13 protein-coding genes are annotated in these 15,628 nt (G+C 62.7%); 4 read left to right on the top strand and 9 right to left on the bottom strand.

The features are described 5' to 3' along the window. Positions 1-48: 48 nt before the first annotated feature. The gene (locus tag ACYG97_RS20200) at positions 49-873 is read right to left on the bottom strand and encodes an ABC transporter permease (RefSeq protein WP_023715002.1); all 825 of its coding nucleotides are present in this window, start codon (positions 871-873) and stop codon (positions 49-51) included. Further along, positions 870-1,787 carry an ABC transporter permease gene (locus ACYG97_RS20195; RefSeq protein ID WP_023701363.1) on the bottom strand — a complete coding sequence of 306 codons (918 nt, stop codon included), beginning with the start codon at positions 1,785-1,787 and terminating at the stop codon, positions 870-872. The genes ACYG97_RS20200 and ACYG97_RS20195 overlap by 4 nt, the downstream gene beginning before the upstream one ends. 292 nt (positions 1,788-2,079) lie before the next feature. Here ACYG97_RS20195 and ACYG97_RS20190 point away from each other — a divergent pair, with 292 nt between their 5' ends. Continuing rightward, on the top strand, positions 2,080-3,492 hold the full coding sequence (locus ACYG97_RS20190) for an aminotransferase (protein ID WP_023734629.1): 1,413 nt from the start codon (positions 2,080-2,082) through the stop codon (positions 3,490-3,492). A 15-nt stretch (positions 3,493-3,507) separates the two neighbouring features. Here ACYG97_RS20190 and ACYG97_RS20185 read toward each other — a convergent pair whose 3' ends face one another. Further along, positions 3,508-4,710, bottom strand: a complete 1,203-nt coding sequence (locus ACYG97_RS20185; RefSeq protein ID WP_023696407.1) for an aromatic ring-hydroxylating oxygenase subunit alpha — start codon at positions 4,708-4,710, stop codon at positions 3,508-3,510. Between the two features lie 503 nt (positions 4,711-5,213). Here ACYG97_RS20185 and ACYG97_RS20180 point away from each other — a divergent pair. Continuing rightward, positions 5,214-5,594, top strand: coding sequence for a hypothetical protein (locus ACYG97_RS20180; RefSeq protein WP_023714998.1), 381 nt, complete (start codon positions 5,214-5,216; stop codon positions 5,592-5,594). 235 nt (positions 5,595-5,829) lie between these two features. Here the strand turns inward: ACYG97_RS20180 and ACYG97_RS20175 are convergent, their stop codons facing one another. After that, a complete protein-coding gene (locus ACYG97_RS20175) occupies positions 5,830-7,917 on the bottom strand; it encodes a hybrid sensor histidine kinase/response regulator (RefSeq protein ID WP_023714997.1) in 2,088 nt (695 codons plus the stop codon). 222 nt (positions 7,918-8,139) lie between these two features. Further along, entirely contained in the window at positions 8,140-8,868 is a 729-nt protein-coding gene (locus ACYG97_RS20170; RefSeq protein ID WP_023690130.1) for a response regulator, read from the bottom strand. A 94-nt stretch (positions 8,869-8,962) separates the two neighbouring features. Between ACYG97_RS20170 and ACYG97_RS20165 the strand changes: the two genes are divergently transcribed. Further along, the gene (locus ACYG97_RS20165; RefSeq protein WP_023670063.1) at positions 8,963-9,667 is read left to right on the top strand and encodes a response regulator transcription factor; all 705 of its coding nucleotides are present in this window, start codon (positions 8,963-8,965) and stop codon (positions 9,665-9,667) included. A 71-nt stretch (positions 9,668-9,738) separates the two neighbouring features. Here the strand turns inward: ACYG97_RS20165 and ACYG97_RS20160 are convergent, their stop codons facing one another. Both ACYG97_RS20160 and ACYG97_RS20155 read right to left on the bottom strand, forming a co-directional pair. Continuing rightward, entirely contained in the window at positions 9,739-9,909 is a 171-nt protein-coding gene (locus tag ACYG97_RS20160; RefSeq protein ID WP_023670062.1) for a hypothetical protein, read from the bottom strand. A 33-nt stretch (positions 9,910-9,942) separates the two neighbouring features. Continuing rightward, a complete protein-coding gene (locus tag ACYG97_RS20155) occupies positions 9,943-10,275 on the bottom strand; it encodes a hypothetical protein (RefSeq protein ID WP_023713277.1) in 333 nt (110 codons plus the stop codon). Positions 10,276-10,608: 333 nt separating this feature from the next. Here ACYG97_RS20155 and ACYG97_RS20150 point away from each other — a divergent pair, with 333 nt between their 5' ends. Next, on the top strand, positions 10,609-11,070 hold the full coding sequence (locus ACYG97_RS20150) for a L,D-transpeptidase (protein ID WP_023670060.1): 462 nt from the start codon (positions 10,609-10,611) through the stop codon (positions 11,068-11,070). A 164-nt stretch (positions 11,071-11,234) separates the two neighbouring features. Here ACYG97_RS20150 and ACYG97_RS20145 read toward each other — a convergent pair whose 3' ends face one another. Both ACYG97_RS20145 and ACYG97_RS20140 read right to left on the bottom strand, forming a co-directional pair. Continuing rightward, on the bottom strand, positions 11,235-14,318 hold the full coding sequence (locus ACYG97_RS20145) for an efflux RND transporter permease subunit (RefSeq protein ID WP_023696405.1): 3,084 nt from the start codon (positions 14,316-14,318) through the stop codon (positions 11,235-11,237). Beyond that, complete coding sequence (locus ACYG97_RS20140; protein WP_023670058.1) at positions 14,315-15,619, bottom strand: efflux RND transporter periplasmic adaptor subunit; 1,305 nt, start codon at positions 15,617-15,619, stop codon at positions 14,315-14,317. The genes ACYG97_RS20145 and ACYG97_RS20140 overlap by 4 nt, the downstream gene beginning before the upstream one ends. Between the last annotated feature and the right edge of the window lie 9 nt (positions 15,620-15,628).

Raw genomic sequence — 15,628 nt, 5'->3', positions numbered from 1 at the left:
TTATCTTGCTTGGATGGCTCATCCTGAGGCCGTTCGGCCCGGGACTGCTCAGGCATAGAGGCCTCCCTCGCTCTGGGTGCGTCTGGCCGCATGGCGGCGCAGGATCTCGGCAACAGTCATCAAAACGAAAGAGGCAACCAGCAGCAGCGTGCCCAGCGCCAACACACCCGGCAGCTTGGCGGCAAAGCGCAACTGGCCCCAGATATAGATCGGCAGCGTCGTCTCGGTGCCGGTCAGGAAGAAAGCGATGACGAACTCGTCGAGCGAGATGGTGAAGCAGACCAGGAGGCTGGAAATGATCGCCGGCGCCACCATCGGCAGCGTCACCCGCCGTAAGGTGCCGAAGGCACTCTCGCCGAGATCGGCGGAGGCTTCTTCGAGGCTGCGGTCGAAGCCCTCGAAACCGGCGGTCAGCACCGTCATCGAATAGGGAATGCAGATCAGGACATGGCCGAGCACGACGGTGAACAGCGACAGGCTCAGGCCTAACTGCAGCATGACCAGCAGCATGGAGATGGCGAGGATGATTTCCGGCAGCACCAGCGGCGCCATGATCAGGCCATTGATTGTGCGGCGGCCGGGATAGCGGTAGCGGGTGATCGAGCGGGCGGCGAGGATGCCGAGCAGCGTCGACAGCACCGATGCCGAGATACCGACGATCAGGCTGTTCCAGGCGGCGTCAAGCAGCGCCGGCGTCTTCGGCAGGTCTTGGTACCATTTCAGCGTATAGCCGGTGAGAGGAAATTTTGGCGTCGGCGCGGTGTTGATCGAGAAGATCGGCAGGAAGATCACCGGCAGATAGAGAAAGACGACGTAGAGGAGGGCGTAGGCGGACAGCCAGCCGCCGGGGAAAAGGCGCCGCCTCGCCGTCATCGCGCCAGCCTCTGCAGCGCGCGGATGATGAGCACGGTGGCGCCCGCCATCAGCGTCACGACCAGCATGGTGGTCACGGACAATGCCGCGCCGAGTGGCCAGTTGGAGGCCTTATGGAACTGCGACTCGATGGCGTTGGCGATCATCACGCCATCCTTGCCGCCGACCAGCCTTGGGGTGACGTAGTCGCCGACAGTGGGGATCATGACGATGAGAGCGGCCGAGATGACGCCCGGCGCCGACAGCGGCAGCGTCACGCGCAGGAAGGAGCGCAGCGGGCCGTCGCCAAGATCGGTGGCAGCCTCGACCAAGGTGCGGTCGACCTTCTCGAGCGAAACGAAGATCGGCAGGATGGCGAAGGCCGCCCAGGCGTGTGTGAGCGTGATGATGACGGCGCTGGAATTGTAGAGTAGCGCGGTCGATGGTTCGTCGATGATGCCGAGGCCCATCAGGCCGGAATTCAGCACGCCATTATAGCCGAGGATGACTTTCCATGACATCACGCGCAGGAGATAGCTGGTCCAGAACGGGATGGTAATCAGGAACAGCCACAGGCTCTTGTGGCGACCGCCATGGAACGAGATGAAATAGGCGATCGGATAGGCGAGGATGACGGTGAAAAAGCTCACCGTCAGGGAAATGTAGAGCGAGCGCCACAGAAGATCGCGGTAGATCGGCTCGGTCAGCGCGATGCGATAATTCTCCAGCGTGAATGTATGGTCGATGGTGAGGTAGTTCTGCGTCCAGAAGGAGTGGGCGAAGACCACTAGGATCGGCACCAGCAGCAGGATCAAAGCGTAGACCAAGGTCGGGCTGATCAGGGCAAGGCCCTGGACGGATTCGGACTGCAGAAGGGCGTTTCGCCTTGCTCGCGTCATGCGTCGCGTGGGCACCCCTTCGGCAGCTACCGTCATTGCAGCGACCCGGGCGTGATCTCGGTTGCTGGCTCGAACTGTTCCGCCATGATGCTCCCATTGACCGGGCCGGCTGCCTGTTCCCAATTTTTGCGGAGCGCGCTTTGCTGGTTGCGCTCCAAGCTTGCCGGCTTTCTTTCATCATGAGCGCATCCGTGCATTGAAATCAAGCGCTATTTCTGTAATATTGATTGAACGGACATTCAAAATGAAGTGAAGAAAGCCGGCTTTCCTGCCCTTGGCGCTTCGCTTTCTGCCCGGTGAAATTACGCTCAGACGATGCGAGGCAATGATGGCGGCTGCAAGAGACCTAAGAGCGATGGAAATGGCTGACGGTGGCGATGCGGTCGAGCTGGCCAAGCGCCATCTCATCCAGCCCTGGCCTTATGCCGGCTCGGTCGGCAATGAAGCGCGTGCGCTGATTGGCGAGGGCGATGGCATCTACATCACCGATGTAACAGGCAAGCGACTGATCGACGGGCCGGCCGGCATGTGGTGCATCAATGTCGGCCACCGCCGCGAGGAGCTGGCCAGGGTGATGTACGACCAGGCGATGATGCTGTCCTACAACACGCCCTGGTATACGATGAATGCGCCGTCGGCCGAGCTCGCCAAGCGCCTCGCCGATCATGCGCCGGGCGATCTCAGCCATACCTTCTTCACCACCGGCGGATCGTCGGCTGTCGAGACGGCACTGCGCTTCATGCAGTTCTACAACAATGTGCGCGGGCGGCCGGAAAAGAAGCTGATCCTCAGCCGCGGCGGCGCCTATCACGGCTCGACCTATCTGTCGGCCTCGCTCAACGGCCGGCCGCGCGACCGCGACTGGATGGACGGCGCCGACGATCTGGTCGTCAAACTGTCCTCGCCAGACCCGTTCCGGCGGCCGAAAGGCATTGACATCGCCGCCTTCTGCGATTTCCTGGTCGATCAGTTTCGCGATACGGTCGCCCGCGTCGGCGCAGAGAAGATCGGTGCTTTCGTCGGCGAACCGGTGCAGGCATCCGGCGGCGTCGTCGTGCCGCCGGATGGCTATCTCAAGCGCATTCGCGAAATCTGCAGGGACAACGATATCCTCTATATCTCCGATGAGGTGGTGACCGGCTTCGGGCGGCTCGGCCATGTCTTTGCCTCCGGCGATGGCTTCGGCATCGACCCCGACATGATCACCTTCGCCAAGGGCGTTACATCAGGCTATTTCCCGCTTGGCGGCGTCATCATCTCGGAGCGGCTGCTTCAGGAAATGCGCCGTTCCAACCATCCCGATGCGATGTTCGGCCATGGCCTGACCTATGCCAGTCATCCCATCGGCTGCGCGGTGGCGCTGAAGAACCTCGATATCCTGGAAGACAGCGTGCTGGCCCACACGCGCGATGTCACGCCCTATTTCCAGGCGCAGTTGAAGACGCTGGAGGAACTGCCGCTGGTTGGCGAAGTCCGCGGCATGGGCCTGATGGGCTGCGTCGAGTGCGTAGCCGACCGCGAAAGCAAGGATCCGCTGCAGCTCGACAAGGATGTCGGCAAGCGCATCGACGCGCATTGCCACGAACTCGGCCTCCTGGTCCGGCCGCTGATCAACATGTGCGTGATGTCGCCGCCGCTGATCATCACGCGAGAGCAGATCGACGACATGGTGGCGATCCTGCGCGAAGGCATTTCGCGGACCATGGATGATCTGCGCAAAGAGGGCGTGTGGCAGGGGTGACTGGCAGTTCCGCCCCTACACCTGCGAGCGCATAGCCTCATTGAGGTTCCACATGTCCTTCTCCTCCGGCGCCGTCTCCAGGCCTAGCACCGGGATCTGCTTGCGCAGATGGTCGTGGTGGGTGCGCACACCGTATTCGAGGTCGGAGAGATAAAAACCCTCGAAGGCCTCCGAGATCATGGACTCGTTTGACCAGACGGAAAGCTGCACGTCCTCGTTCATGGTATCGCGGTCGATGCGGTAGGCGAGATAGCGGGCGGCCGCCTGTTCCCGGGTCTCGTCGGGGTAGCGGTAGATGGCGCCGCGCAGCAGCGTCTCGCCGGTCGACAGCGGGAACTCCTGATAGAACTGCACCGATTCCGGCATGATCGACAGCGCGTTGTTGGGGAAGATGCCGTAATAGATCCAGGCCCTGCGCAGATGCTCCGGCAGGTGTGAGGCATCGGGCGTGAGCTTGATGTATTCGCGCACGCTCCAGCGCCGGCCGGCATGCGGATTGTAGGTGGCAAACGAGCGCGACACGCCGTTGATGAACGGCTCGTCGAAATAGGTCGAGCCGTAGAGATCCTGCAGCGCCGGATGCGCCATGGCGACGTGGTAGCCTTCATTGTCGACGTCGCGCACCGACTTCCAGTTGACCGGCGTTTTCTGTGTCCAGATGCCCCAGGACGGCACCATCTCGGCCACGTTGTAGTGTGCCATCTCGGCCTCGATCGGCTTCAACAGTTCGGCCACCGAAGGCTGCGGGCCGCCCTTGCGAAAGCGGACAAAGATGAAGCCCATCCATATCTCAAGGTCGAGCGGCATCAGGCCGAATTCGGTCTTGTCGAGCTCGGGGAAGGAGCGCGGCCGGGCGGCGCCGCGCAGCGTGCCGTCGAGATTGTAGACCCAGCCATGGAACGGGCAGACCAGCGCGTTCTTGCAGGTGCCCTGGCTGTCGGCGACGACGCGGCTGCCGCGATGCCGGCACATGTTGTTGAAGGCGCGCACGACGCCGTCCTTGCCGCGCACGATGAGCGCCCGCTCGCCGACCACGTCCATAGTCAGATAGTCGCCGGCATTCGGCACGTCGCAGACATGGCCGGCGATCTGCCAATGGTTGCGGAAGACGTATTCCTTCTCAAGTTCGAGAAGCGCGTCGGAGTGATAACTCCAGCCCGGCAGACCCCGCCGGTCCCAATCATTGGGGATCGCCACGTCACGGAGATGCGGGTTCATAAAAAAGCTCTTCTTTTATTGAATACTCATTCAATAAAACAATATTTTACATTGAAATGCAATGGCTTGTAGAAATCACAACTTTTCAAGTCGGCACAACAGGACCAGCTGAAAGCCAGAAAACCCCGGAATATCCGGGCGTTAACCGGGGGCGTGAAATAGCTGTCCGGCATGCGGATTTGGCCGTGCCGAGCTTGCAAACACGGCCCGCTCCGAGACGAAAATACCTGGCGTCCGCAAATTCGATCCGCAGTGTGAGCTTGTTCATAGTGCGGCCGACAGGAAGCGGGCTTGGTGCGTTCGCGGCCCGCCTGTCGTCAACATTTGATTGCCCGCATGAAACAGCTTCGCAAACGCATCTTGCCGTCGGCACATGACCGGATCTGTCCGGATATGCCCGAATTTCTTGTTTCAAACCTGTTACGCGGGCAAGCCAAGCGCATCATTCGCCCGTTACCAGGCGCGCTTAGGTTCGTTTCATAAGAAAACGAAGGGGAGCAGCAATGCATACGAAAGTCGAGATCACTAGCAACGAACGACGCGCCAAACTGGCACTGCGTCAGCGCGCCAGCGACTATCCGGTTGCGATGTTCTCCATGCTGGGCGCCTGCGCTCTGGCCGTCATGTTCCTGACACCGGCTTCCGGTCCGGCTTTTGCTTCGCTCAACCCGCCGGCCAATGTTGTCCAGGGCGCGCCGACCACCATCAAGACCGCCCGGCTGCCGGAGCCGGAAATCGATTTTGCCTGCCAGGGTCAGGCCTGGGGCGCCGAGAGCGCGGAGTGCCTGCGCGTCATCGCCGCTCAGTCCGGCGTGCACAAGGCGCGTTCCGTCCGCATGATCGCCAACGCAGCGCCGCTGACCACGACACCCAACGTTTTCTGAACCTCCCGAGCGCTTCCTCCCGCGCTCGTTCTTGGCTCCCGCCGCTTCCCTCGGTCGGGAGCCTCTTTTTTAGGGCCTATCGATATTCGGGTGAGGCCGGCCTGCGCATGGAGGTTCCCTGCGCTTCCGGTGCTCGCGTACTTCAAGTACGCTCCGCTCCGGTTCTCGGGAACCACCATTCTCGACTCGGCCTGACCCGAATCTCGATAGACCCTACATGGGTGCTTCCGAAAACTTAGCCGGCGGCGACCTGGTCGGCTATTGCCGAGAGTACGCCGCGGACGTCCAGCGTCGAGAACGGCTTTTCCAGGATTTGCGGGCGCTGCGGCGCCGGCAAGGCTTCGATCTCGGCCTTGGCGCCGATCAGGTCGCCGGTGACCAGCACGAAGCGTTTGGCCAGCGCCAGGTTGTCGGCGAGCAATTCGCGGTAGATGGCAATGCCGCTGGTGCCGGGCATGCGCAAGTCGGAAAAGACGATGTCTGGCGGCATGTGGCCGGTCAAGGTCGCCGCCGCCGACGTCCAGGCCGGCACGACCCGCGACTTGATACCCATCAGTTCCAGGATGTCGGAGAGGGAGCCGGCGACGTCGGGTTCGTCGTCGATGATCAGCGCATGGCGCAAGCCGCTGGAACGAGCCGGGCTGTCGCCGGCTGCTGCCGCGCCGCCGGTGATTACCGGCAGCTGGACGACGAAGCGCGCGCCACGCGGCAGCACCTCCTCGAACCAGATATTGCCGTTGTGGCGCTCGACGATCGATTTCGAGATCGACAGGCCGATGCCGGTGCCGACGCCGACCGGCTTGGTGGTGAAATAGGATTCGAAGATGCGGCTGCGGATCGCCTCGGGAATGCCCGGTCCGTTGTCCTCGACCGAAAACCCGGGGTTGCCGCGATCGCTGCGGAATGTCCGCACCTTGATCAGGCGGTCGCCGCCGATACCGGCCAGAGCGTGTTGGCTGTTGATCAGGAAATTGGCGGCCACCTGCGTGACGTGGTCGGCATCGGCCATCGCCAGCAGCGGGCCGGGCGCGAAATCGGTGTCGATGATGATGCCGCTCGAGCGTGCGCCATAGGCGGTTACTTCGAGTGCGGCGCGGATCACCTGGTTGAGATCGGTCTCGGCCTGCGCCGCCGGATGCAGGCGCACCATCGACAGGAAGCTTTTGACGATGCGGCCGCAGCGCTCGGCAGCGGCGCGCACTTTCTCGGCGCGAACCTTGGTCTGCGGGTCGGTGGCGAATTCATGCAGCAGCGTCGACTGCGCAACGACCACGGCGAGCGGGTTGTTGAGCTCGTGCGAAACACCGGCCAGCAGTGAACCCATCGCCGCCATCTTCTCGTTCTGGTGCAGTTTTTCGCGCTGGCGGTTGATCTCTTCTTCGGCGCGCAGCTTATCGCGCAGATCGCGGATCGAACCGAAGATGAGCTGACGGTCAGCCACCCGCATCTCGGTCGCCGTCAATTCGATGGGAAACACCTCGCCGGCCGCATTCTGTGTCACGGTCTCAAGCCGTTGGCCAACCATCGGCGCGCCGCGGCCCGACATGTATTCGGCGCCCGAGACATAGCCCTTGCGGTAATATTCCGGCACCACGGTATCGAGCAGGTCCTTGCCGAGGATGTCGCTGCGCTGATAGCCGAACATCTTTTCGGCGGCCGGATTGAATTCGATGATCGAGCCGGTCTCGTCGATGACGATGATGGCGTCGAGCGACGCCTGCAGCATGGTGCGGCGGATGACTTCGCTGGCATGGGCGTCGGACGGCGAGTGCTCGATGGCGTCGCCGATGGCGAGCGCGATGATGTGCATCGTCGCCTCTTCCTCTTCGGTCCATTCGCGCTCGTTTAGGCAGTCATTGACCGCGAACGTGCCCCACAGATGACCGTGCGCGAACACCGATACCGACAGGAACGACTTGATGTGCTGCTTTTCGAAATCGGCCTTGAGGAACCCGTCGAGATCGCGCGTATGGCCGGCGAAGATCTTGCCTTGCCGCTCGTCCTCTCCAATCCGCTCCAGCAGCGGATCGGTATCGACGATCGACTGCATGATCACCGTCGGCGAAGCCAGTTCGCCGCCGAAGCGAGGATCGATCCAGTAGGCGGCGACCGATTGGGCGAAGCCCTGGCCGGGCAATTCGCGCAGCCTGAACAGGATGCCGCGCTGGCAATTCATGGCGCTGCAGATCGTTTCGAGGATGGTTTCCATCTCGCGCTGCCAGTCGCCGGCATCGCGCAACCGGCGGACGACGCGCACAGCCGCCATCGCGGCGCTCTGGCGAGCGCCTTGCGGGTCCATACGTGGTGCTGGTTCAGCGGTCATGTCAGCCATCAGTAAAGGGCCGTCGAATTAGGCAGCTATGGAGCATTTCACGAAAAAGGTGAAACGCTCCATGTTTCAATGCAATCCCGAACGGAAAATCGCTACGCACTGTTCCTGGAATTGCTAAAGCGCTTCACCGTTTCACGGAAACGGAGAAGCCTCTATCTCTTTGTTTTCACAAAATTCCGGGCGGAAGCCGCGTACACTTTTCCTGTAATTGCTCTAGTGCCCGTCACCGGTCGGCAGCGAGAAGATATAGCCTTCGCCGCGCACTGTGCGCAAAAATTTCGGATTGGCCGGATCGGTTTCGATCTTCTTGCGCAGCCGCATGATGCGAATGTCGACGGCGCGCGACGATTCAGGATCCTCGACAAAACCAATCGCCTCGGAGATCGCCGATCGCGTCAACAGCCGGTTGGCGCGGGTCAGGAAAACCTCCAGCACATCGAACTCGCTCTTGGCCATGTCGATGACGGCGCCGTTGGCGCCGGTGACAAGCCTGCCGTCGAGGTCGGCCTGGAACGGGCCGAAGGTCAGGCGGCGGCCGCCATCGGCTTGTGTCTTCGCCGCCTGGGGCGGGCTCGGCTGCGGAACGCGGCGCAGCACGCTGCGCACACGAGCCAGCACCTCACGCAACTCGTAGGGCTTGACGATGTAGTCGTCGGCGCCAAGCTCCAGCCCGACAATGCGGTCGAGTGCGGTGCCGGCGGCCGTGGCATAGATGATGCCGACCGGTATTTGCGAGCGCAGCCAGCGGCCGAGCGACAGTCCGTCCTCGCCCGGCATGGCGATGTCGAGAATGGCCAAATGAAACGATTCCGTCTCCAGCAAGGCGCGCGCCTCGGCCGCGCTTCCGGCCTGGGTCACATCGTAGCCGTTGGCGCCGAGATACTCGGCGACCGCGTCCCGGAGATCGGGCTCGTCCTCGACGATGACAATCCGTGCCCGCACTATGGCCTCGCTCCCGCTTTCAGCGGAAAGTAGATTGGGTATAAACATGATGTCCAGCACTCATATCCGGTTGCGGGGGAACGGGAAGAAAAACATGGCTGCACGATCCGTCATCGCGCTGGTTTCCGTCGCCGATGTGGTGGCCGGCGATCTTGCCGATCATCTCGACCGGCGCGGCCATGACGTGCGCGAGGCGCGGCAGCCCTGGGAAGCTGAATCCCTGCTTTCGGCCGGAGGCATCGATATCGTCATCGTCGGCGACAGCCTCAGCCAGGCGGAGGGGCGGGACCTGCTCAGGCGTTATGGCGGCGGCCAGAGCGCGGACGGGAAGGCGGGGCCGGATTTCATCCTGATCTGCCGGCCGGCCGATCTGGTCGACAAGGTGCTGGCGCTCGAGCTTGGCGCCGCAGATGTCGTCGAAAGTCCGCTCAATGTCAGGGAGCTTGCCGCGCGCATCGGCGGCCTGCTGACGCGGCGCGGCAGGTCCGCCCAGGAACTGATCGTGCTGGAAAATGCCACCGTCGATTTGCGGTCGGCAATCGTCATGCACCGTTCGGGTACGGAAGAACAGCTGTCGCCGGGCCAGGTGGCGCTGCTCAGGCTGTTTCTGGCCAGCCCGCGCAAGGTGCTGACGCGCGACGACATCATTGCGGCGGCGCCCGCCGAAAATGCCGATGCCTTCGACCGCTCGATCGATTCGCGCATCGTGCGGCTGCGCCGCAAGCTTGACACCGAAACCATCACAACTATACGCGGCGCAGGCTACCGGTTCGACCCGCCGACGCAGCGCGCCGACTGAGGGTCGGGAGGCTGGATTGTTCCTCGGCTCGCCCAAAAAAGCTGCGCAATCTCGGGCGCCATGCATAGGCGTCAGCGCACCACCAGAAGCGATGGTCCCGACGGCAATTCGCTGGCGACTACGATTTCGCTGGCGGCATGCGCGCGGTCCTTCAGAAGAACCGTGGCGAGACCGGCAAAGCCGAGCAGGCCTTGTGCATAGAGCAGTACCGAAAGCACGGAGGCTGCAGATTTCGTCTTCATCGGTTGTCCCCAAAAATCAGAACCGCGGGTGCTTCAGGATAAACCCGAAGTGCCCGCGTCGCCCACGGAGCCCCCCGTTGCGACGCGGGCCTTCGGTCCTCTCGGCAGCAAGTTGCCGGAGGGGCCGCGCATCCACTTCAACCCGAGGCCGACCCGCCAGAGGGCCCTGAGACGGTTGATGCGCAGACTGGAGACAATCCAGACCAAGGCTATGAACAGCGCGGCATGCAGCGTCGAAATCTCACCCGAATTCATCACCGCCAGTTTCGTCATCGGGGTGCCGGCTACTGTGCCGATGCCGCCGACGACAAATGCGGCGATGCTTATCCTGAAGTACCAGGACAGGGTGGTCGATTTGATGCTCATTTTCGTTGGCGCCGGCTGTTCTCGTTGGGATGACTGTGCCGCGAGCCTGTAACCAGATCATGCCGCCCAGGCCGCGCTTTGTTGCAAGTCGGTTTCGAGCGAAGCCAATCTTCTTTCATATAAGGACATCAGCACTTTCGTTTGTGGGCGCGGTGGGTGATCGGGAGTGCGCAGCGAAGACGGGAGCACGCTCCTTGTTGTCCACCTTGCTTGTTAACCAGAGGAAACAGATTCGAAACACAAACGAGCCTCAGCGAAGTCAGTCTGAAACATGGCGCGGGGATAAGGCGGCCACCGAATTGACGCCGGCAGGACCGGCAAAGAGGAGCCATCATGTACAAAGCCATTTCCGCCAAACTCATCAACGTCACCGCCGCAGCCGGCGGCGCCGCGCTTCTGCTTGGCGCCGCCAACAGCACCGCCCATGCCGCGGCAAACCAGATCGTGGCGCGTGTTTCGCTGTCGCAGCAGACCATGGAAGTGCTGGTCGATGGCCGGCCGACTTTCGCCTGGAAGGTCTCGACCGGCGACAGTGCGCATGTCACGCCGACCGGCTCGTTCAAGCCGACCCGCATGCACGAGATGTGGCATTCGAAGAAATACGACAACGCGCCGATGCCGCATTCGGTCTTCTTCAGCGGCGGCTACGCCGTGCATGCGACCAACGCCATCAAGCGGCTGGGACGGCCGGCGTCGCATGGCTGCGTGCGGCTGCATCCCGACAATGCCGCCGACTTCTACCAGTTGGTCGAAACCTTCGGCCCGACCAACACCAGCATCGTCATCGTCAAGTAGCAGACTGCGTTTGGAGCGATGGTGCAGCGCAGCCGGCCAGGTCATGCCGCACCGCAAGTTCCCGCCTGAAGCTCCATCAGAGCTTCGCGGTAAATCAATCCAGTCAAAAAAGAGGCCGGAAATTTCCGGCCTCTTTTCGTTTGTCCGCTAACGCCGTTCGCAGCTCAGTCCGCGTGCACCGGCATCAGCTTCGGGTCTGGCTTTTCGGCGTGGTGCGGCAGGTCCTTGCTGGCGATGAAGGTGTAGAACATCGGCACCACGAACAGGGTGAACATGGTTCCGACCAGGATGCCGGTGAAGATCACGAGGCCCATCGAATAGCGCGCCGCCGCACCAGCACCACTGGACACGATCAGCGGCACGACGCCGAGCGCCATCGCCGCTGTCGTCATCAGGATCGGCCGCAAGCGCACCTTGGCCGAGGCGACGATCGCATCGCGCCGCCTCATGCCATGCAGCTCGCGCTGCTGGTTGGCGAACTCGACCAGAAGAATGCCATGCTTGGTGATCAGACCTATCAGTGTGATCAGGCCGACCTGCGTGTAGATATTGAGCGTTCCAAGCCCCAGATTGAGCGGCACGATGGCGCCAAAGATCGACAGTGGCACCGCCATCATGATGATCAGCGGGTCGCGGAAGCTTTCGAACTGCGCCGCCAGCACCAGATAGATGACGATTACGGCGGCTGCGAACGCGATAAGGATCGTGTTGCCCTGCTCCTTCTCCTGCCGGGACTGGCCGGAATAATCGATGAAGAAGGTATCGGGCAGGCTCTCCTTGGCAAGGTTCTCCAGGGTCTGCAGCCCGTCGCCCGTGGTGACGCCGGGAAGCGGCAGCGCTGATATCGTCGCCGAGTTCAGCTGGTTGAACTGCTCGATCGCGGCCGGCGCGGCGTTGGTCGAAATCTTCACCACCGCTGAAAGCGGCACCATTTCGCCGGTCACGCTACGCACGAAATATTCGCCGAGCTTCTCGGGATTGTCGCGGAATTCCTTCGGCACCTGCGGGATGATGTCGTAGCTGTTGGAGTCGCGGTCGAACTGAGCCACTTCGGCGCCGCCGACCAGCAGCGTCAGCGTCTGGCCGATGTCGGCGATCGGCAGGTTGAGAGCCGCCGCGCGGTCGCGGTCGATGGTCACCGTCACCTGCGGAGCGTCAAAGGACATCGAGTTTTGCACGACGATGAAGCGGCCGGAGGCCTGCGCCTTGTTCTTAATCTGCTCGGCCGCCTCGTAGACCTCGGCGGAACCACCGGTCGAGCGCACCACCATGGAGATCGGCAGGCCGCCGCCGGAGCCCGGCAGCGTCGGCGGCGCGAAGACGAAGGCCTCGACGCCGGCCACCTTGCCGAGGCGTCCCTGGATATCGGCTTGAAGCTCCTTTGAGTTGCGCTGGCGCTCGGCCCAATCCTTGAAGGCGAAGCCGACAAAGGCGCCGTTGGTGGCGCCGCCAAAGGCAACGGCGGAGAATTGCGCCCTGGTTTCGGGAATGTCCTTCACCAGGCCGAGGATCTGGTTGACGTAGGTCTCGGTGTAGTCCGAGGTCGCGTAGCGCGGTGCCGTCACGATAGACAAGAGGAAGCCCTGGTCCTCTTCCGGCGCCAGTTCGCTCGAGGTCTTGGTGAACATGAAGCCGGTGAGCGCAACCAGCGCCACGACCATCAGCAGCGTCACCGGTCGATTTCTCAAGGAGGCGGTGACCGCCCGCTCATAGACATGCTCGACACGGCTGAAGGTTCCGTCGACGACGCGCTGGAAGCGACTGTGCGATCCCGCCTTGAGCAGACGCGCCGCCATCATCGGCGTGATGGTGACGGCTATGAGGCCGGACAGCACCACCGAACCGGCGAGCGTCACCGCGAACTCGCGGAACAGCGCGCCGGTCAGGCCGCCGGTGAAGGCCAGCGGCGCGAACACGGCGGCGAGCGTGATGGTCATGGCCACGATGGCGGAGAAAATCTCGCGCATGCCGTTGAAGGCCGCCTGCATCGGCGACATGTGGTCCTCCTCCATGTGGCGATGGATGTTCTCCACCACCACGATAGCGTCGTCGACGACAAGGCCGATGGCCAGCACCATGGCCAGCAGCGACAGAAGGTTGATCGAATAGCCGACCGCAAACAAAAGGAAGCAGACGCCAACCAGCGACAGCGGGATGGTCACGATCGGCATCATCACCGAGCGGAATGAGCCGAGGAACAACAGGATGACCACGACGACGATGGCGACGGCTTCGGCGATGGTCTTGAACACTTCATCGATCGAGGCGCTGATCTGTTCGGTGGAATCGTAGACGATTTCGATGGTCATGCCTTTCGGCAGCGTCTCTTGAATCAAAGGCACGATCTTGTGGATCGCCTCCGCCGTTGTCAGCGGGTTGGCGGCCGGCGTCGGGAAGATGGCGAGGAAGGTGCCGGGCTTGCCATTGAAGCTCACCCTCGTGTCGGTGCTCTCGGCGGCAAGCTCGACTCGCGCCACGTCGCGCAAGCGCACCACCTGGCCGTCCGTCGAGCGCAGCGGAAGCTCGGCAAAGGCCTCAGGCGTCTGCAGCGTCGAGCGAACCGTGATCGAGGAGACGACATATTCGTTCTCGGTGTTGCCGGGCGCCGACAGGAAGTTGGAGTTGTTGATCGCCGCCAGCACTTCGGCGGCGGTGACGCCACGCGCAGCAAGCTTGACCGGGTCGATCCAGACCCGCATCGAATATTCCTCGGCGCCGAAGATCTGCACGTCGGCGACACCTTCGACCGTCGACATGCGCGGCCGCACCACCCGCTCGATATATTCGGTGAGCTGCTCCTTGCTCATGTTCGGATTCTGCATCGAGATGTACATCATCGCGAACTCTTGGCCGGTACCCTTGACGATGACCGGGTCCTTGGATGCATCCGGCAAGGTGCCGCGTACGCCCTGCACCTTCGACAGGACCTCGGTGAGCGCGACATCCGGATTGGAGCCGAGCTTCATCTGGACGACCACGGTGCTCGAAGACGGCCGGCTGGACGAGGTGACGTAGTCGATGTTCTCGGTCGAGGCGACGGCCCGCGCGATCGGGGCGGAGATGAAGCCCTGGATCAGGTCGGCGCTGGCGCCGGGATAGGCGGTGGTGATGGTGATCGCCGTCTCGTCAACCTTGGGATACTGCCGGATCGACAGGTTGAAGATGCCCTGGAAACCCAGGAGCAGGATCATGCAGGCGAGGACGGTGGAGAGGACCGGCCGGCGAATGAAGATGTCGGAAAAGTTCATTGCTGAGCCTGCTGGTTAGCCGACTTGCTGGGGTCAATGGTGTTGTCGACAGCGACGGACATGCCGTTGAAGAGACGGTTCTGACCGGCGGTGACGACCTCGTCACCGGCCTTGATGCCCTCGATGATCTCGACCATGCCGTCGTTGCGGCGGCCGGGCTTCACGAACACCTGCGACAGCACGAGCGCCGGCTTTTCCGGTTCTGCCGCGGGCTTCGCGGGGTCGACAGCCGGCTTGTCCGCGGGCTTCGCCGCGGCGTCTTCGGCAGCCGGTTTCGCGTCTGCCGGCTTTGCATCTGCCGCCGGCTTTGCTGCGTCGGCCCCCGCGGCAGGCTTTTCCTCGGGTTTCGCGGCTGGGGCGCCTTCCGCCGGCTTCGCCGGAACGACGACGAAGACGAAGTCGCCATAGAGGCTCGACGTCAATGCCGTCTGCGGCAAGGACAGAATGTTTTTCTCCTGCGGCAGCTCGACGCGAACCTGGACGAACTGGCCGGGCGTCAGCTTGCCGTCAGGGTTGGCGACCTCGCCGCGGACGGACACCAGGCGGCTTGAAGCGTCGATCTTGGGATCGATGCCGCGAATGGAGCCGGCAAACGGCATGTCGGCGCCGCCGCCGGTGCCGCCGAGGCCGAGCCGCACCGCCTGGCCTATCTTGAGCAGCGGCAGCTGCTGTTCGGGTACCGAGAAATCGACCCGCATGGTGTCCAGATCCTGCAAGGTCACCACTGCGTTGCCGGGCGAGAGATATTGGCCGAGGTCGATCTTGGGGATGCCCACGGTGCCGGCGAACGGCGCCGTCAGCTGCTTCTGATCGAGCACGGCCTGCAGCTTGTTGACCTGCGCGGCGGAGGCCGATGCAGCGGCTTGAGCGGTGTCGAGCGTGGCATCCGTTCCGACGCCGCGCCGCTGCAGCTCCAGCGCGCGTTCGAGCGCCGTCTTGTCGGACACGGACTGCGCCTTGGCCGCGACCAGATCCGCGCGTTCGACGGCATCGTCGAGCTGCAGCAGGACCGAATCGACCGGCACCTTCTGGTTGGCATGGAAAAGGATGTCCTTGACGATGCCGCTGGTCTCGACGGTAAGGTCGACACCGCGCACGGCGCGTACCGTGCCGATCGCCTCGACGCCCGGCGTCCAGTCGGAAGGCTTGACGACAACCGTCGATACGGTCGTCGCCGGCGGCTTCATGGTGGCGAAATACTGTTTGATAGCGTTGTCGCGGAACAGGTTGAAGCCGACAACGCCGACGCACACCAGAGCGAGCAGAAGCAGAATTGCGGTGATAGAGATGAAGCGCTTCACGAACTGTCC

This window comes from Mesorhizobium sp. W067 (assembly GCF_054719525.1).
This window is presented reverse-complemented; position numbering and strand designations above follow the sequence as displayed.